11 protein-coding genes and 3 pseudogenes are annotated in these 16,857 nt (G+C 69.3%); 9 read left to right on the top strand and 5 right to left on the bottom strand.

Going from position 1 to position 16,857, the window contains the following annotated elements:
• From JHN63_RS31955 to JHN63_RS31945, 3 genes are all read left to right on the top strand, one after another.
• Window positions 1-385: jacalin-like lectin (locus tag JHN63_RS31955; protein ID WP_267953826.1), on the top strand; the 385-nt coding region annotated here is incomplete at its 5' end.
• Between the two features lie 191 nt (window positions 386-576).
• Entirely contained in the window at window positions 577-1,965 is a 1,389-nt protein-coding gene (locus tag JHN63_RS31950; RefSeq protein WP_200687190.1) for a glycoside hydrolase family 43 protein, read from the top strand.
• Between the two features lie 14 nt (window positions 1,966-1,979).
• The gene (locus JHN63_RS31945) at window positions 1,980-3,977 is read left to right on the top strand and encodes a ricin-type beta-trefoil lectin domain protein (protein ID WP_200687188.1); all 1,998 of its coding nucleotides are present in this window, start codon (window positions 1,980-1,982) and stop codon (window positions 3,975-3,977) included.
• A gap of 18 nt (window positions 3,978-3,995) precedes the next feature.
• Here the strand turns inward: JHN63_RS31945 and JHN63_RS53190 are convergent, their stop codons facing one another.
• The 4 genes and pseudogenes from JHN63_RS53190 to JHN63_RS31925 form a co-directional block, all read right to left on the bottom strand.
• Window positions 3,996-4,316, bottom strand: coding sequence for a hypothetical protein (locus tag JHN63_RS53190; RefSeq protein WP_234478021.1), 321 nt, complete (start codon window positions 4,314-4,316; stop codon window positions 3,996-3,998).
• Between the two features lie 495 nt (window positions 4,317-4,811).
• Window positions 4,812-5,099: an aldo/keto reductase gene (locus JHN63_RS53185; protein ID WP_307782027.1), complete on the bottom strand. Its 288-nt coding sequence runs from the start codon at window positions 5,097-5,099 to the stop codon at window positions 4,812-4,814.
• 86 nt (window positions 5,100-5,185) lie between these two features.
• Window positions 5,186-6,195, bottom strand: a pseudogene (locus tag JHN63_RS31930) (zinc-dependent alcohol dehydrogenase family protein).
• 167 nt (window positions 6,196-6,362) lie between these two features.
• Window positions 6,363-6,608, bottom strand: coding sequence for a cupin domain-containing protein (locus JHN63_RS31925; RefSeq protein ID WP_234478020.1), 246 nt, complete (start codon window positions 6,606-6,608; stop codon window positions 6,363-6,365).
• 612 nt (window positions 6,609-7,220) lie between these two features.
• Between JHN63_RS31925 and JHN63_RS31920 the strand changes: the two genes are divergently transcribed.
• Window positions 7,221-8,333: an alpha/beta fold hydrolase gene (locus JHN63_RS31920; protein ID WP_200687186.1), complete on the top strand. Its 1,113-nt coding sequence runs from the start codon at window positions 7,221-7,223 to the stop codon at window positions 8,331-8,333.
• 1 nt (window position 8,334) lies between these two features.
• Window positions 8,335-10,707 (top strand): GMC oxidoreductase, encoded by a 2,373-nt coding sequence (locus JHN63_RS31915; RefSeq protein WP_200687184.1) that lies wholly within the window; start codon window positions 8,335-8,337, stop codon window positions 10,705-10,707.
• A gap of 58 nt (window positions 10,708-10,765) precedes the next feature.
• Here the strand turns inward: JHN63_RS31915 and JHN63_RS53180 are convergent, their stop codons facing one another.
• Window positions 10,766-14,263, bottom strand: a complete 3,498-nt coding sequence (locus JHN63_RS53180) for a BTAD domain-containing putative transcriptional regulator (protein WP_307782026.1) — start codon at window positions 14,261-14,263, stop codon at window positions 10,766-10,768.
• Window positions 14,264-14,566: 303 nt separating this feature from the next.
• Here JHN63_RS53180 and JHN63_RS31905 point away from each other — a divergent pair, with 303 nt between their 5' ends.
• The 4 genes and pseudogenes from JHN63_RS31905 (at window position 14,567) to JHN63_RS53170 (ending at window position 16,747) form a co-directional block, all read left to right on the top strand.
• Window positions 14,567-15,133: a hypothetical protein gene (locus tag JHN63_RS31905; protein WP_200687182.1), complete on the top strand. Its 567-nt coding sequence runs from the start codon at window positions 14,567-14,569 to the stop codon at window positions 15,131-15,133.
• Between the two features lie 179 nt (window positions 15,134-15,312).
• Window positions 15,313-15,543: pseudogene (locus JHN63_RS54825) on the top strand (NmrA family NAD(P)-binding protein); the annotation flags it as partial.
• A 25-nt stretch (window positions 15,544-15,568) separates the two neighbouring features.
• Window positions 15,569-15,871 (top strand): annotated as a pseudogene (locus tag JHN63_RS54025) (NmrA family NAD(P)-binding protein); the annotation flags it as partial.
• 327 nt (window positions 15,872-16,198) lie between these two features.
• Window positions 16,199-16,747, top strand: a complete 549-nt coding sequence (locus tag JHN63_RS53170) for a Uma2 family endonuclease (RefSeq protein ID WP_234478022.1) — start codon at window positions 16,199-16,201, stop codon at window positions 16,745-16,747.
• The last annotated feature ends 110 nt before the right edge of the window (window positions 16,748-16,857 follow it).

Raw genomic sequence — 16,857 nt, 5'->3', positions numbered from 1 at the left:
CTACCAGGACATCGACAGCGTCCCGGCCGCCGCCCGCGCCACCAAGATCTCACTGCGCTCCGGCTCCCGCGTCGACCAGGTCGGCATCACCCTCGCAGGCGGCACCACGCTCACCCACGGCGGCACCGGCGGCACCGCGTCCTCACTGACGCTGGGCAGCGGCGAGTACGTGACATCGGCGTACCTGTGCCAGGGCCAGAAGAGCGGCCACACCCGGATCTTCTACGCCAGATTCACCACCAACCTCGGCAACACCCTGGCCGGCGGATCCACCACCTCGGACTGCGTGACCCGCACCGCCCCCACCGGCTGGCAGATCACCGGCTTCCACGGACGCTCCGGCGACGAGGTCGACAAGCTCGGCCTCATCTACACCAAACCCTGACCTCCCCGCCCCGGGGCGCCCGACCCGACGCCCCGGGGCGCACAGGAATCACAAAAGAACGACAACGCAATTGACGCGCACATGGCCAGGCCCTACCTTCCGACCGACCCTCCGAACCTAGTTCGAAATACCGATCAAATCTTTGCTCGCGAACGCCGTCCTGAGGGCCCCGCACACCCCTTGGAGCACCCATGACCGCTCGTCCCCTCCCTTCCCGACGCCACTTCCTCGGCATGGCCGCAGCCACCCCCCTGGCCGTGTCCGGCGCGCTCGCCCTCGGTGCCGGGACCGCCCACGCCGCCGGATCCGCGTACGCGATGTGCTACTTCACCGAGTCGACCAGCCTCGGCGAGGGAACCGACTACGGTCTCCACCTCGCCGTCAGCCAGGACTCGCTGAACTGGATGCCGCTCAACCAGAACAGCCCCCTGGTCACGCCCACCGAAGGCGATCTCGGCCTGCGCGACCCGTTCATCCTGCGCAAGCAGGACGGCACCTTCGTCGTCCTCGCCACCGACCTCAAGGGCACGGACTGGAGTTACGTCAGTCAGTACATCCACGTCTGGTACACCACGGACCTGCGCACCTTCACCGGCTACCACCGGCTGAAGCTGCACAGCATGAACACGCACTGCTGGGCGCCCGAAGCGTTCTGGGACCCGGCGCGGGGCCAGTACGCGGTCATCTACTCCGCCGTCAACGACAGCGGCCACAACGTCATCATGGTCAACTACACCAGCGACTTCCTCACCGCCTCCGACCCGCAGGTCTTCTTCGACCCGGGCTACGACGTCATCGACGGCGACATGGCCGTCGGCGCGGGCGGCGTCAACTACCTCTACTTCAAGAAGGACCAGACACTCGTCGGAGCGAGATCCACTTCCCTCGCCCCGGGCAGCTTCACGGAGTTCACCACCGGTGTCGCCCACGGCGGCACGGAGGCCCCGACTCTCGTCAGGTCCCAGACCTCCGGCACCTGGTATTTGTGGGGCGACACCTACACCCCCAACGGCGTCTTCTACGCCTGGCAGTCCACCGATCTCGCCTCGGGCACGTGGACCGCCCTCGACCAGAGGACCTACACCCAGCCCCTGAACTCCAAGCACTGCGGCATCACGGCCATCAGCACCACCGAGTACGACAACCTCGTCGCCAAGTGGGGTACACCCGCCTGGAACCGTCTCAAGTCCTACAACTACCCGGCCCGTTACGTCCGCCACTCCAACTTCGTCGGCCGCATCGACGAATACCCCATCGACCCGCCCAGCGACTCCCAGTGGAAGCTGGTCCCCGGTCTCGCCGACTCCGCCGGGATCTCGTTCCAGTCGGTCAACTACCCGACCAGGTACCTCCGCCACTACGACTACCAGCTCCGACTCGACGTCAATGACGGCACGTCGACGTTCGCCGCGGACGCGACCTTCTACCGCACACCGGGGCTGGCCGACGCGAGCTGGTCCTCGTTCCGGTCGTACAACAACCCGACCCGCTGCATCCGCCACGCGAACTACGTGCTGCGCATCGACCCGATCTCCACGACCACGGACCGGCAGGACGCGACCTTCCGCGTCGGCTACTGACAGAGGGAGCCTCCATGTCGTACACCCCCCGAAGATGGGCGAGGCGGCTGACCGCACGCATCCTCGTTCTCGCCCTCGGCCTGGCCGGCCTGACGGCCCTGGCAGGTCACGAACGGCCTGCCCCGCTGTCCGCCGAGCCTGCCGCCGTCAGCACCAGCCAGATCGGAGCAACCCCACCGCCCATGGGCTGGGCGTCGTGGAACAGTTTCGCCAGCAGCATCGACTCCGACGTCATCAAGCAGCAGACGGACGCTCTGGTCTCTTCCGGTATGTCGGCGGCCGGTTACCAGTACGTCAACCTCGACGACGGCTGGTGGCAGGGCGACCGCAACTCCGACGGCACCATCGCCGTCGACGCCGGCCTGTGGCCGAGCGGCATGAAGGCCGTCGCCGACTACATCCACAGCAAGGGCCTCAAGGCCGGCATCTACACCGACGCCGGCAAGAACGGCTGCGGCTACTACTACCCCACCACCCGCGCCGCCGCCCCCAACACCGGTATGGAGGGCCACTACCAGCAGGATCTGGAGACCTTCCAAAACTGGGGCTTCGACTACGTCAAGATCGACTGGTGCGGTGGCCGGGTCGAGGGCCTCGACCCGGAGACGACGTACAAGGCCATCGCCGCCGCCAACCAGGCCGCCACCGCCGTCACCGGCCACAAGCTCGTGCTGTCTTTCTGCGAGTGGGGCAGCGGACTGCCGTGGAACTGGGCCACCGGCTACGGCGACCTGTGGCGCACCAGCACCGACGTCATCCTGTGGGGCCAGACCCCCACGACGGCCATGATGCTCACCAACTTCGACCGGGCACTGCACCCGGCCGCCCAGCACACCGGCTACTACGACGACCCCGACATGATGATGACCGGCATGAGCGGCCTGACCGCCGCCCAGAACCGGCTCCACATGGGCCTGTGGTCGATCCTCGGCGCCCCGCTGCTGGCCGGCAACAACCTGGCCACGATGAGCACCACCACCCGCGACATCCTCACCAACCGCGAGGTCATCGCGATCGACCAGGACCCACGCGGACTGCAGGGCGTCAAGGTCGCAGAGGACACCCGCAGCCTTCAGGTGTACGGCAAGGTCCTGGCAGGCACGGGCAAGCGCGCCGTGCTCCTGCTCAACCGCACCGGCTCCGCCGCGTCCATGACGGTCCGCTGGGCAGACCTGGGCCTCACCTCGGCCGCCGCCTCCGTACGCGACGTGTGGACCGGCACCGACGCGGGCTCCTTCAGCACGAGTTACACCACCACCGTCCCCGCGGGCGACGCCGTCCTGCTCACCGTCTCCGGCACCGAGGCGTCCGGGGCCACGTACGAGGACACCACCACGGCCACCACGCCCGCCTTCACCGGCGTGACCGCCTCCTCGGCCGGCACCAAGCTGATCGACGTCACCTACGCCAACGGCGGCAGCACAGACCGCCGGGCGACCATCCAGGTGGGCGGCCAGTACACGTACACGGTCTCCTTCCCACCGACGGGCTCGTCGTCGACCTACCGGACCGTGTCCGTACTCGCTCACCTCGCCAAGGGCACGAACACCGTGCGCTTCGCGGCGGTTTCCGGCAGCACCGCGCCCGACATCGACGCCATCCGCGTCCAGAACATCCCCGGCACCGACGGCACCGCCCTGGTGGGCGCCGCCTCCGACCGCTGCGTGGACATCGAGAAGAACACCGTCACCGACGCCACCCAGGCGGAGATCTGGGACTGCGCCGGCGGGCAGAACCAGACCTTCACGCACACCGCACGCGACGAACTCGTCGTCTATGGCAACAAGTGCCTGGACGCCGACGGCGCAGGCACCGTCAACGGAACCAAGGTCATCATCTGGGACTGCACCGGCGGCACCAACCAGAAGTGGACCATCCACTCCGACGGCACCGTCGCCAACAACCTCTCGGGCCTCTGCCTGGACGCCTCGGAGGCGGCCACCGCCAACGGCACCAAGCTGGTCCTGTGGACCTGCAACGGCCAGACCAACCAGCAGTGGACCCTCAACTGACCGACGGAGTGCCGCCGGTCAGAAGGCAGCGGACAGATCGAGCCGTACGGGTTCGTCGCGGTCGCAGCGCAGGCTGCCGTCGACGACCCGTGCGGCGGCGACCTGGAGAGAGGAGCGGCGGGTGGCGTAGGTGCCGTCGTCGTCGGTGACGGGGGCGACACGGCCCGGATGGGTGAAGTAGAAGACGTACGCCGTCCCGCCCTGGACGACCACGTCGGCGTGGAGGCCGATGGTCCCGTCGTCGGGGCGGCTGCCGGGCTTGTCGAGGATCAGTCCCCGGTGTTCCCACGTGGTCAGGTCGTCGGACCTCAGCACGCCCTGGCCTCGCCACTCGTCCACGAGCACCCAGTAGAACCCGCCGAGTTCGAAGACGTTGGGGGCCCTCGTGCGGGCGGTGGCCGACGGCCGGCCCGGTGGGCCGCCAGTCGTAGAGGTCGGAGCTGTCGGCGGCGCAGGTGAGCGAGCCGTGGGAGTCGTCCTTGAACCACATGCGCCAGCCGCCGTCCGGCAGCGGGAACACGCAGGCGTCGATGACCCGGTCGGAACCGAGGTTCAGAGCTCCGTGAGGGGTCCAGTCCAACAGGTCGGGGCTGGTGTAGTGGCGGATGGAGGCGGCACCGTTCCAGTCGTCGCGCTGAGCAGCGACCTGATGCGATCGCTGGCGGGCGGCCCATGGTTGCTGATGGAGCACTCCACCGGCGCGCTGAACTGACACACCGTCAACCGGCCAAAGGCCTGAGCTTGACTCTGAAGCTGAACGGAAAATCCAGCTTCGGGAGGGCAGGCGGCAGCATCCGGGCCGCTTGCGGACCGGATGTCGGTGGAGGCGGGCGGTCAAGCTGCTGTCGGGGTGAGGGCGACTTGGTGGCCGAGGGCCTGGAGCTGGCGGACGAGATCGCGGGTCTTGCGTGCTGGATCGAGATGGCGCCGGTGCCAGTCGGCGTAGGGGCCGTAGACCTCGGCGGTATCGAAGAACGTGACGCCCTGCTCGACAGCGCCGCGCAGGACCGCGATCATCTCGCTGCGGTCGCCGGGATTGGGGCCGTAGCTCTGCGACATCCCCATGCATCCCATGCCGATGGTCGAGACCTCAAGACCCTGCCCGAGAGTGCGCGTGTGCACGATGGAACTCCTCGCGTCATGTGCCGATTAATGGAGGGTTGGTCGTGGTGCGACACAGGTGCCGCACCACGAACAGTCTGAGCGGGTCAGGGCTTGAGCAGGGCCTTGATGGCGCGGCGCTCGTCCATGACCTGGTAGCCCTCGGCGACCTGCGACAGCGGGAGCTGGAGGTCGAAGACCTTGCCCGGGTTGATGCGGCCGGAGAGGACCCGGTCGATCAGGTCGGGCAGGAACTCCCTGACGGGGCGGGGCCGCCGCGCAGGCCGACGTGGGAGTGGAACAGCTTGGTGTCGCCGATCTGCATGTCGTTCGGCACGCCGACGAAGCCGACGTTGCCGCCGGGGCGTGTGGAGTGCAGGGCCTGCAGCATGGACTGGGCGCTGCCGACGCACTCCAGTAGGCGGTCCGCGCCGATCCCGCCGGTCAGATCCTTGACCCGGGCCACGCCCTCGGCCACGATGTCGGTGGCGCCGAACTCGCGGGACAGATTCTGCCGCGATGTGTGGCGGGACATGGCGATGATCCGCTCCGCTCCGAGTTCCCTGGCGGCGATGACCGCGCGCAGGCCCACCGCGCCATCACCCACCACGGCCACCGTGTCACCGGCCTGGACCTGGGCGGTCACGGCGGCGTACCAGCCGGTGCCCAAGACGTCGAAGCACGCCAGCAGGCTGGCGATGTGCTCCTCGGCGGGCAGGTCGGGGGTGGCGACCAGGGTGCCGTCGGCCAGCGGGACGCGGATCTTCTCGGCCTGGCAGCCGCCCGCGCCGACGAACTAGCGGTGCAGGCAGTTGGTCTGGTACCCGTTGCGGCAGTTCGGACAGGTGTTGTCCGAGGCGAAGAACGAGCCCACGACGAACTGGCCCGGCTTGATACGAGCGACCTCGGCGCCGACTTCCTCCACGATGCCGACGTACTCGTGCCCGAACGGCTCTGGCTCCTCGATCGGGTTGATGCCGCGGTAGCTACACAGGTCCGAGCCACACACGCAGGTGGCGACCGTGCGGATGATCGCATCGGTCGGCTTCAGGATCTGCGGGTCGTCACGCTCCTCGAAGCGCACGTCGCCGGGGGCGTAGAGAACTGCTCCGCGCATAGTGAGGCTGCCTTTCTGTGCTGTGCGGAAAGTGGCTCCGTGTCCCGGCCCAGGCAAGAGCTGGCCGAGGAATCTAAGGGCTCTGGGTCAGGGGGTGCGGGTGCTGCGGCGCGGGCCGGCGTGCTCGGTGTCGGTGACGTGCGTGAGCCAGTCGACCTCGTCGGTCTCTACAAGGCGATGTGGACCATGAAGTGGTCGGGCGCGGCACCGTGCCAGTGCTCCTCGCCCGGCGGGGTCCAGACCACGTCGCCGGGGTGGGCTTCGAGGATTCCGCCGCCCCGGGACTGGATCAGGGCAATACCCTCGACAATGTAGAGGGTCTGACCCAGGCCGTGGGAGTGCCAGGTGCGTCGGCATCCCGGCCTGCTCGCCGAGCACGACCAGGAGGTGCGGCTGGTCCGCGATGTGCCCAAACGGGTCCTCGTACGCCCCGACATCTCGCCGCTGGCGGCGCGAAACGCCAACGCGGCCGCGGTCCGCACGGCCCTCGACGGGGCGGGTCCCGAGTACTTCTGCGTACGCGATCGCAGCAACGCCGCCGCGGTCGCCGCCCTCGCCGCCCGGGACCGGGCGACGGCTCTGCGGGCCCTGGAACGGGCAGGCCGCGAGCATCCCGGTCACGTGTGTGCCGTCGACGGTGTCTGGCGCGCGCGGCGTACGACCCCGCCGACGTTCCATCACCGCGCCGGGCGGCGGCTGGCGCGGGCGGACGTACTGTCCCTGTATCCCGAACGCGTCCCGGTTGTATGGAATCAGAAAACCCCAGAGCGAACACGCCGACGCAGGACGGTGTGTCGAATCCACGCGCAGCGGGTTCCCGTTCCAGCGCGCAGAGACTCCGGCCTCTGGCAGCGCCGCGGTGCGGTGCCTCGAAGAGCGACGGCAACCGAGCCTGACCTGGCATCGGCGCCGTGACCTGCCGATTTCAGGTTTCCCGCAGGTACACCGAAGCCGGGAGCGCCACGATGGCCTTGCCTGGCCGCCGACGCCATCGTGGGGCGGCCGACCGACTGAGGGGGACAACCATGCCGATCCAGACGGGCGCCGCCATCCCCCGTCACACCACAACCGGCGTTCCCGACGCCCAGGTCACCGTTCACCCCGTCACCACGGACGACGGACTCGGCCTCCAACTGACCCGTTTCCGCCGGGCGGAGTGCGACGACGTCGTACTCCTCGTCCATGGACTGACCGCGTCCAGCGACCTGTTCATCATGCCTGAGCACCGGAATCTGGTGACGTGCCTCCTCGACAACGGTTTCGCGGACGTATGGACGCTCGACATGCGGATGAGCAACCGCTTCCCGTACAACACGGAACCGCACCAGCACACCCTCGACGACATCGCCCTGTACGACTACCCGGCCGCGCTCGCCGAACTGCGCCGACATGTCGGCGAACGGCGGGTGCACGTCGTGGCGCACTGTCTCGGGGGGATGACCTTCCTCATGAGCCTGTACGCCGGCGCCGTACGGGACATCACCAGCGTCGTCACCAGCGCGGTCGGTCTGCTGATGCGCGTACCGGCCTGGTCGCGCTGGAAGCTGGCGTACGGCCCCGCGCTCGTCGAGGGCGCGCTCGGGCTGTCCCGGCTCGACCCGCGGAGCGGCGACGCGGCCTGGTACAGCCGGAGCGGACTGTTCGCCCGCCTGGTGTCACTGGCGCACCCGGAGTGCGACAACCCGGCCTGCCACATGGTGAGTTTCATGTGGGGTACCGGCTGGCCCGCGCTCTACAGCCACGACAAACTCGACCCCGTCACTCACGATCGCGTCGCGGACCTGTTCGGCCCTGTCGGGCTGGGCTACCACCGGCACATCGACAGGATCGTACGAGCGGGTCGTGCCGTGAAGTACGACGACGCCGATCCGCGCCACGCGAGCCTCCCGGACAACTACCTCGCGGCGGCGGTCAAGGGCGGCCCACCGGTGCTGTTCCTGACCGGCGAGCACAACCGCGTCTTCGGGGACTCCGTCGTCCAGGAGCACGAGGTGATGTCGCGGGAGACCGCCGACCCCGACCGATACGAACTGTTCGTCGCCCCCGGCTACGGCTACGTGGACGCGATCATCGGCCGGGACGCGCACCGGGACGTGTTCCCGCGCCTCCTCGACTTCCTTCACCGAAGGGCTGTATGAGATGACGGAGTCGCACGCCGAACACGTCAAAACCGTCGTCGTCGGCTCGGGATTCGGCGGCTCCGTGGCCGCGTACCGGCTGGCCGCGGCCGGACAACAGGTGGTCCTGCTGGAACGCGGACGCGCCTACCCGCCTGGTAGCTTCGCCCGTTCCCCGGCCGAACTCGGCCGTGCGTTCTGGGACCCGCGGGCAGGCCTGCACGGCCTGTTCGACGTGTGGAGCTTCCGCGCCTTCGACTCCGTCGTCGCCAGCGGACTGGGCGGCGGATCGCTCATCTACGCAAGCGTGCTGCTGCGCAAGGACGAACGCTGGTTCGTCGACGAACAGCCGCTGCCCGGCGGCGGCTACGAGGCCTGGCCCGTCGGCCGCGCCGAACTCGACCCGCACTACGACGAGGTCGAGCGGATGCTCCGCCCGGTCCCGTACCCGCTCGACCTTCCCGGCTACACGGACACACCCCGGGCCCACGCGATGCGTGAAGCGGCCGAACGGCTGGGCCTGACGGCGCAGCGGCCACCGCTCGCGATCAGCTTCGCCCCGGAACCGGGCGCCGACCCCGAGCCCGGACTGCCGATGGCCGACACCGACCAGGGCAACCTGCATGGTGTCGGCCGCCGTACCTGCCGGCTGTGCGGTGAGTGCAACCTCGGCTGCAACGACGGTGCCAAGAACAGCCTCGACCACACCTATCTGTCGGCGGCACGGCGGCTCGGTGCCGACCTCCGCACCGGACACGAGGTGCGCACGGTGCGGGCCCTCGCGCGAGGCGGATACGCGGTGGACTACGTCAGACACGGACCAGATGGCGAAGGGGGAGGGAAAAGGGGTGATCCGACCGGCCGCCGCGGGCACGGACAAGTCGCGTCCGGATCACCCCACTCCCCCGGATCACCCCGTACCTCCCGAACGTTCCACACCATCAGCTGCGACCGTCTGGTCCTCGCCGCCGGCACCTACAACACGGTCTCGCTGCTCCTGCGTTCCCGCCGGAACCTGCCCGGTCTGAGCCCGGCGATCGGCAGCCGGTTCTCGACGAACGGCGACCACCTCGCGTTCGTGCTCCGGGCCAGGCGGGGCGACGAGCCCCGGCCGATGCGTCCCAGCCGCGGTCCGGTCATCACCAGTTCCATCCGGCTGCCCGACGAACTGGACGGCATACCGGGCACGGGGCGCGGCGGCTACATCCAGGACGCGGGATACCCGGGTTTCGTGGAGTGGCTCGTCGAAGGCGCTCACGCACCGCAGGGAATCTCCCGGGCGGCCCGCTTCCTGGCCGGGAGGCTGCTCGACCGGATCTCCCGTGCCCCGGACCCCAGCCTCTCGGGCGCGTTCGCCGAACTCCTCGGCGATGGCGCCTTCACCGGTACGTCCCTGCCGCTGCTCGCGATGGGCCGAGATGTGCCGGACGGCGAACTGCGCATGCGGGGCGGCCGGTTGGACAGCACCTGGACGGTACGGGGCGGCAGCGCGGCCCAGTTCGAGCGGACGCGCACACTCATGCGGCAGGTCGCCGGCGCGCTCGGCGGCGGCTACGCCGACCATCCGCTCTGGCACCGGAACCGTGTCCTCACGGTGCACCCGCTCGGCGGCGCCCCCATCGGCCGGCATCCCGGCACCGGGGTCTGCGATCCGTACGGCGAGGTCTTCGGCCACCCGGGCCTGTACGTCGCGGACGGGGCGGCGATGCCCGGCCCGGTGGGCCCCAACCCGGCCCTCACCATCGCGGCCCTGGCCGACCGTATGTGCACCCGCCTGCTGGAGAACCGGGCCGCCACCCCACGGGCGGTCGCGCACCGCACGTACCCCCGCCGCACCTCCCTCCAGTTCACGGAGGAACTGCGCGGACGCTACGCACCCGGTGCGGACGGGTCCCGAACCGGACCGTTCGCGTTCCGGCTCACCGTCACGGCCGACGACGTGGACGGCTTCCTGGAAGAACCGGACCACGAGGCGCGCGCGGACGGCTGGATCGACAGCCCCTGCTTCGGAGGACGCCGGCCCGTCCTGCAGGGCAGCGTCCGCCTGTTCGAGGACGGCTGCCGGACGATGCGCTACCGGCTCCACTTCACCGACGCCGACGGCCGGCCCCGCACCTTCACCGGCCGCAAGGACCTGGCGCCAGGCGCCCCGGGCCGCCTGTGGATCGACACGACGACGCTGGCCTTCAGCATCCTGGACGGACACATCCACGAACCTGGCGGGACCGACGCCGCGCTCCTGGGCACGGGCACGGCGAATCTCGGCGCCACCGATCTCGCCCGCCTGCTCACTACGTTCCGCACAACGGGCCCGCACGGCACCGCGGCGCTCACTCGCTTCGGCCGTTTCTTCGCCGGCGAACTCTGGAACACCTACGCCCTGCGGCGACCCTGAGAAGCTCAGCAAATACCGCGAGAACGTACTCCACCAGAGCTCCCGCTGTTCGGGAACTTCATGTGCCGGGTGTCGTACCAGCTGTCGGAGGCGGGGTCCCGAGGGCGATTCGGTGGTGTTCGTGATCAGCCATTTCGGACAGGACGAGGGTCCCGCACGTGTCCGCCAAGGCTTTCACCTGTTCCAGCTCGGCGAGTGCTTCGGCCTGACGGCCTGAGGCGGACAGTGCGGTACTGGCGGTCAGCCGGGCCATGGCCTCGTTGAGGGGCATCCGGGCCGCGCGAAACTCGGCAGCGGCCCGGCACGCGGTGGGACCCGCCGCCGGGTTCTGCCGGGCGAGTTCTACCTCGGCGCGGGCCTGCAACGCGAACCCGCGCCAGCCGGGCGACAGGTCGAGCTCTGCGGCTGCGGCTGCTCGGTCGGCCCACATCCCGGCGGCTGTCACGTCGCCCAGGGCGAGTTCCGCGACAGCCAGCAGCCGGAACCACATCGGGCGGACCGGGGCTTCGAACCCGAGCAGGTGCGGGCCGCCGCCCGCTTCGAGCACCTTGCTGACGCAGCCCTCCGGATCGCCGTTGAGCAGCAGCGTCTGGCCAAGCATGCCGACCATCGCCGACCGGTGCGCCCCCGGCGCGGAGCCGGCCGAAGAGAGCGACTCCTCACAGATCTTCAGTGCTCCGACGAAGTCTCCACGCCACATCAGGACTGCCGCGCTCACCACCTCGGCCAACGAGCGCGGCTCGCCGCTGCCGACGAGTGACGCCGCCTCCAGGGCGTCGTCGGCGTAGGCCGCCGCCTCGTCCAGGCGTCCGAGCCACAGGTAGGCGTAGGCGGAGGCGGCGAAGAGATCGGCGAGCACGAGGCTCTGGCCGGTGCGGCGGGACACATCCAGACCTCGGCGGAGATGGCGCAGTGCGGGGTCGTAGCGTCCGTGGAGCATCTCCGTCCAGCCTGTCATGACGAGCGTGTCCAATTGCCCGGCCAGTTCCTGGTCGTCGGTGTCGTCGAGCACGTCCACCACGGGGTCGAGGTGGTCGGCTGCCCGGGCGTCGCCCGCGAAGGTGTGCGACAGGGCCAGGAGAGCGCGGACCGCAGTGGTCTGCGACGGGTCGCCGATACGTTCCGCCGAACGCAACGCTCGTCCGCCCCAGTCGATCGCCGTGGAGAAGTCGTTCTTACGAAGCGCCACCACCGCGACGCCCAACTCCAAAGTGGCGGTCTCAGGCCGCAGTTGGCCCTCGTGGTCCGCCAACTCCCGCAGCAGCAGAGCCGTGGCCTCTTCGTACCGGCCGAGCGCCCACTCCATGGTGGCGCGTAGGGCGGTCACCCGGGCCCGTCGGCCCCGGTCCCGCGCGGGCAGGAGGGTGGCGGCCGTGCGCAGGATGCCGCGGCTTTCCAGCAGTCGTCCGGCCATGCCCAGCGCATCGGCCTGCTGGAGCCACAGTTCGGGCCGCAGTCGACTCTGCTCGCCGAGCAACCGCAGGGCTTCCTGTGTCCAGTGCGCGGCGGTGGCCGGTGCGATCGTCATCACCTGACGGGCGGCCCGTACAAGTACGTCGACGGCGTGTTCGTCTCCTACGCGCGCCGAACGCTGAACGTGCGATGCCTGGGCGGTCAGCGGTGCGCCGTGCAGAGCCAGGCCGTCCGCGGCCCGGGTGTGTGCCTCGATCCGCCAGCCGGCGCCCGCCCCCTGGTACACCGCTGCCCTCACGAGCGGATGGCGGAACCGGAACTGGCGCGTGGAGCCGACCTGGCGTACGAGGTCCCGCTCCGCGACCTCGTCCAGGGCGGCAAGGGCCTGTGCCTCACCGGTCTGGGCCACGACTGCCACCATGCCGGATTCAAAAGAGTCGCCGAGCACCGCGGCCGCCTGTGTACAGACCCTCGCAGTGGCCGACAGGCCTCCCAGCTCCTCCAGCAGCGCGGCCCGCACCGACTGCGGCAGATCGCCGGCGGCAGGTGCCGGGACGGCCGGCGCCGTCGGCGGGCTTTCGTTCCCGGCGCTTCGGGCCAGCGCCTCCAGGTAGAACGGGTTGCCGCCGCTGGCCTCGTACAGCCGTTGGAAGCGCCAGTGATCCGTCCTGGTCCCGCACAGTTCCGCTCCCTCGGCCGGAGACAGCGGGCCCAACTCGACCCTGGCCACTCTTCCCTCCGTTCCCGCCCGGGCCAGCGCCGCGGCCAGTCGCGGCGCGACCTGCCGGGGACGGTAGGCGAGGGCGAGCAGCAGCGGTGTCCTCGGCGGATGCCGTACCAGATGGTCGATCAGCTCGGCAGTACCGTCATCCGTCCACTGCAGGTCGTCCAGGCTGAGCACGAGCCCGCCGTCGGCACTCAGCGTCTCCAGCAACGTGCGCACCGCCCTGTGCAACCAGTACCGTTCGGCCGTCACCGGATCCGGCCCGGTCGGGAAACGCTCACTGAGCGCGGGGAAGACCGTACTCAGCAGGGCGAACACGCCGGGCGGTGACCCGTCGTGGCGGAGCCGGAGGAAGTCCACCGTGCCGAGGTGGTCGTCCAGGGCGTCCACGAACGCACCGTACGGAGCCCGGTCGAACTCCACGCTGCGGCCGGCCAGGGACACGAAGCCCTGCTGTCTCGCACGCTCGCCCAGCTCGCCGAGCAGCCGTGTTTTCCCGATACCCGGTTCCCCGACCACCTCGACCACCCCTGGCGCACCGGCCAGGGCGTCCGCGATCGCACCGTCGAGGACCCTCAGCTCCGCTGCCCGCCCGACCAGGTGACTCCCCGTCCGGGGCCGCCGCGGTGTCGGCTGGCCGGCCAGGTCGGCGCCGTCCCGTGGAGTGCGCACCGGCGGGGGCACGGGTAACGGGCGCGGCACGAGAGCGGGTGCGGATCTCGGAGCACGCCCGCCGGCCGGGACGGTAACCGGGACGTTCAGTGCGGGATCGGCGGTGAGGATCTGCTGGTGCAGTTGCCGCAGCGGGAGGCCGGGGTCACAGCCGAGTTCTTCGGCCAGCAGGAGCCGGGTTCGTTCGTAGTGGTTGAGGGCATCGGCCGGGCGGCCACAGCGGTACAGGGCGAGGATGAACTGGCCGGCCAGCCGTTCGTCCAGTGGGTGGGTCTCGACTCGGCCGGCCAGTTCGGCCAACAGTCCGGTGTGGTGACCGCAGCGGAGCCGAACGTCGGTGTGGTCCAGTTCGGCCGCGATCCGTTCTTGGTCGACCGCGTCGCGGAGGGCGTTGATCCAAGGGGTGTCCAGACCCGCGAAGGCATCTCCCCGCCAGAGGCCTAACGCCTGCCCGAACAGAGTCGCAGCCTGCTCGTCCTGCTCGCTCCGCACCGCCGCCCGGGCCTGGGCGGCGACGTCACGGAAACGGTGGAGATCCACTGCGGTCGCCTCGACGTCGAGGACATAACCACCGGATCGCCGGACGATGTCCGCCCCCTCGGCGATGGCCAAGGCTTGTCGCAAACGGGAGAGGTAGCCGTAGAGCGTGTTCCTGGCCCGCTGCGGGTGACGGTCGGCCCAGACGCGCTCGACAAGCTGGTCCACCCTGACCACGCGGTTGGCGTCCACCAGCAGCACTGCCAGCACACACCGCTGCCGGGCATGACCCAGATCAACGATTCGGCCGTCCACACGCGCCTCGACGCCGCCGAGTAAATCGAACTCAACCTTCACAGCACGCCCCCGAGTGTCAAGTTCCCACCCTGGCATAGCACCTTCGACCAGTGGATTCAACGTTTAGCCAAGGTTCACCGACGGTCGGCCGCGCACCGTGGTCCAGGACAGGAAAGAGCGCGACGCACAACCCGGAGGCCCGGCCCCGCCACGACGAGCGGGCAGGAATTGCCTCCGGTCATGCCTCGAACCGACCCAATCACGGGAGCAAGCAGAATGCAGAGAATCCTTGCCAAGGCCGGCATCACGCTCGGCGGACTCGCGCTGGCAGTCGGAAGCGCCACCGTCATGGCACCGACCGCCCAGGCGGCCGGGACGCCGACCTTCGCACGCTTCGAGGGCAAGACGATCGACCTGTCCAAGGGCTGGGGCGCTGCCAAGGCCTGCAACGTCCAGCGCGGTGTCATCGACTGCTTCCGCACCGCCAAGGAGAGCGACGCGAAGGCCGCCCAACAGGCCAGGACCGCAAGCCCCAGCATCGCCCAGGGCTACTGCTCCACCCCGCTGCGCCTGTACGAGAACGCCAACTTCAACACTTCCCCCTTCCCTGCGGGCCGGATCCTGTCGTTCTACGACAGCGGTTACTGGCAGAACCTGGACCAGTGGGGCTTCAACGACCAGACCTCTTCCTACAAGACCGGCAACTGCGCCACCTCCTTCGCCAAGGACAACGACGGCAGGGGAAGCAACCCCTCCAATGTCTTCGTCGGAGCGTGGCAGTCCGACGGGTACATGGGAGGCGGCAGTTGGAACGACCTGCTGAGCTCGGTCTACCTCTACTGACGCAGGGCGCGCGTACGCGGCACGTGACCGCGCCAGGGGGTCGCGGCTCGCCGCCAACGACCACCGGACCTACAGCTGACACCGCACCCTGCCCGTCCTCCCGAAGGAGGACGGGCACACGAGCGAGGCGACGGGTTCGGCACCGCGGGCTGCCGGCCCGTCCTCCTGGACACCGCCCCATGCTGACACGACGGGCGCGAAACGGACGGCCCGGCCGTTTCCGCAAGGAGCTTCGTATGGCAGATCATAGGGGAACCGTGCTGGTCATCGGTGGCACCGGCCAACAGGGCGGCGCGACCCCACAGCAACTGCTCGACCGCGGCCAGCCGGTCAGGGCCCTCGTCCGCGACCCTGATCCCCCCGCCAGAACTCTGCATACGGCAGGAGCCGGCCTTGTCGTCGGCGACCTGAAAGGATCCGACGTCGCGCTGGAAGGCGATGAAGGGCGTACATGGCGTGTTCCTCGTGCTGACCATGATGGTCGACCCCCGGATCAACCGCGAGGGCGTGGTGGCCGAAGAACGGCTGGCAAGGTCAGTGGCGGATCTTGCCCGGGAGTTGGGCATCGAGCACCTGGTCTACAGCTCGCTCAATGGCGCGGACGCTCACTCCGGAATCCCGTACTACGAGAGCAAACAGCGGATCGAGGAACACCTCCGCTCGCTCGGACTCCCGGCGACGATCCTGCGTCCCGTTTCCTTCATGGACAACTTCGCCACCTACAACCGCCCGGTCCTGGACAACGGGGAACTGGTGCTCGCCCTCGCCGTACGACCGCAGATTCCGATGGCCACTGATCGCGGTACGCGACATCGGCGCGTTCGCCGCGATCGCGTTCGACCGCGCCGAGCACTTCGGCACGTGGGCCGCTGTAAGCCGTTGGATGCCGGTGGGAAACCGCTCCCGGCGAGCAGATCACGCGCCTGCCCGATCTACCAGGAGTCTGGCTGCATCAACTACGCTGTCTCTGATCGTGTGGCCTGTGTCCGTCGCCCGGGAGCAAGGTCCCTTGACCACCTTCAAAGGCGCCTGGAGGCAGCCGTGACCGCCGGACTTCCTGATTGGATGATCCCGCCCAGGCCGAGTGGCTGGGAGGCGGAGGACCTTGACCATCTTCCGCAGGCGCCACGGCACACTGAACTCATCGACGGAGCATTGATCTTCATGATGTCGCCGCAGCGGTCCTGGCATTCCCGGCTCGTGGAGAGTCTCACATTCGGCTTGCGGCAGGCAGCTCCCGCGGGCTTCGAGGCGGAGCGGGAGATGACGGTCCGCCTGGACAGGAAGAGCCGGCCCGAGCCCGACATCCTTGTCTCCACCGTCGCATATGATCCTGACCGCACGTGGTACGCGCCCGAGGATGTCGCTCTGGTCGTCGAGGTCGTCTCAGAGGAGTCGGCGGACCGTGACCGGTCTCTGAAACCCTTCAAATATGGCCAGGCCAAGATCCCCCACTTCTGGCGTATCGAGGACGAGGCGGGCGCCCCCACTGTCCACACATACGAGCTCGATGCTATGACCAGTACCTACGTGCCCACAGGCATCCACCGAGGTCGGCTGAAGGTGTCCGTGCCCTTCCCCCTGGATATCGATCTTGACGCCCTCGTACCGTGACCGACGAGTGGCACTTTCGCCGGCTGTGTCCCCCGGGTGGTAGGCACGCTTGCACTTGGGCATCGTGTCGCCACGGGCACAGGTCGTCTGAGAGGGCGGTATGTGACGTG

Source organism: Streptomyces sp. MBT65 (assembly GCF_016612545.1).
Lineage (GTDB): Bacteria > Actinomycetota > Actinomycetes > Streptomycetales > Streptomycetaceae > Streptomyces.
This window is presented reverse-complemented; position numbering and strand designations above follow the sequence as displayed.

What these genes read in the sequence shown, in the direction of transcription:
- JHN63_RS31950 (WP_200687190.1), top strand. Translation starts at nt 577, where the DNA reads ATGACCGCTCGTCCCCTCCCTTCCCGACGCCACTTCCTCGGCATGGCC.
- JHN63_RS31945 (WP_200687188.1), top strand. Translation starts at nt 1,980, where the DNA reads ATGTCGTACACCCCCCGAAGATGGGCGAGGCGGCTGACCGCACGCATC.
- JHN63_RS31920 (WP_200687186.1), top strand. Translation starts at nt 7,221, where the DNA reads ATGCCGATCCAGACGGGCGCCGCCATCCCCCGTCACACCACAACCGGC.
- JHN63_RS31915 (WP_200687184.1), top strand. Translation starts at nt 8,335, where the DNA reads ATGACGGAGTCGCACGCCGAACACGTCAAAACCGTCGTCGTCGGCTCG.
- JHN63_RS31905 (WP_200687182.1), top strand. Translation starts at nt 14,567, where the DNA reads ATGCAGAGAATCCTTGCCAAGGCCGGCATCACGCTCGGCGGACTCGCG.
- JHN63_RS53170 (WP_234478022.1), top strand. Translation starts at nt 16,199, where the DNA reads ATGATCCCGCCCAGGCCGAGTGGCTGGGAGGCGGAGGACCTTGACCAT.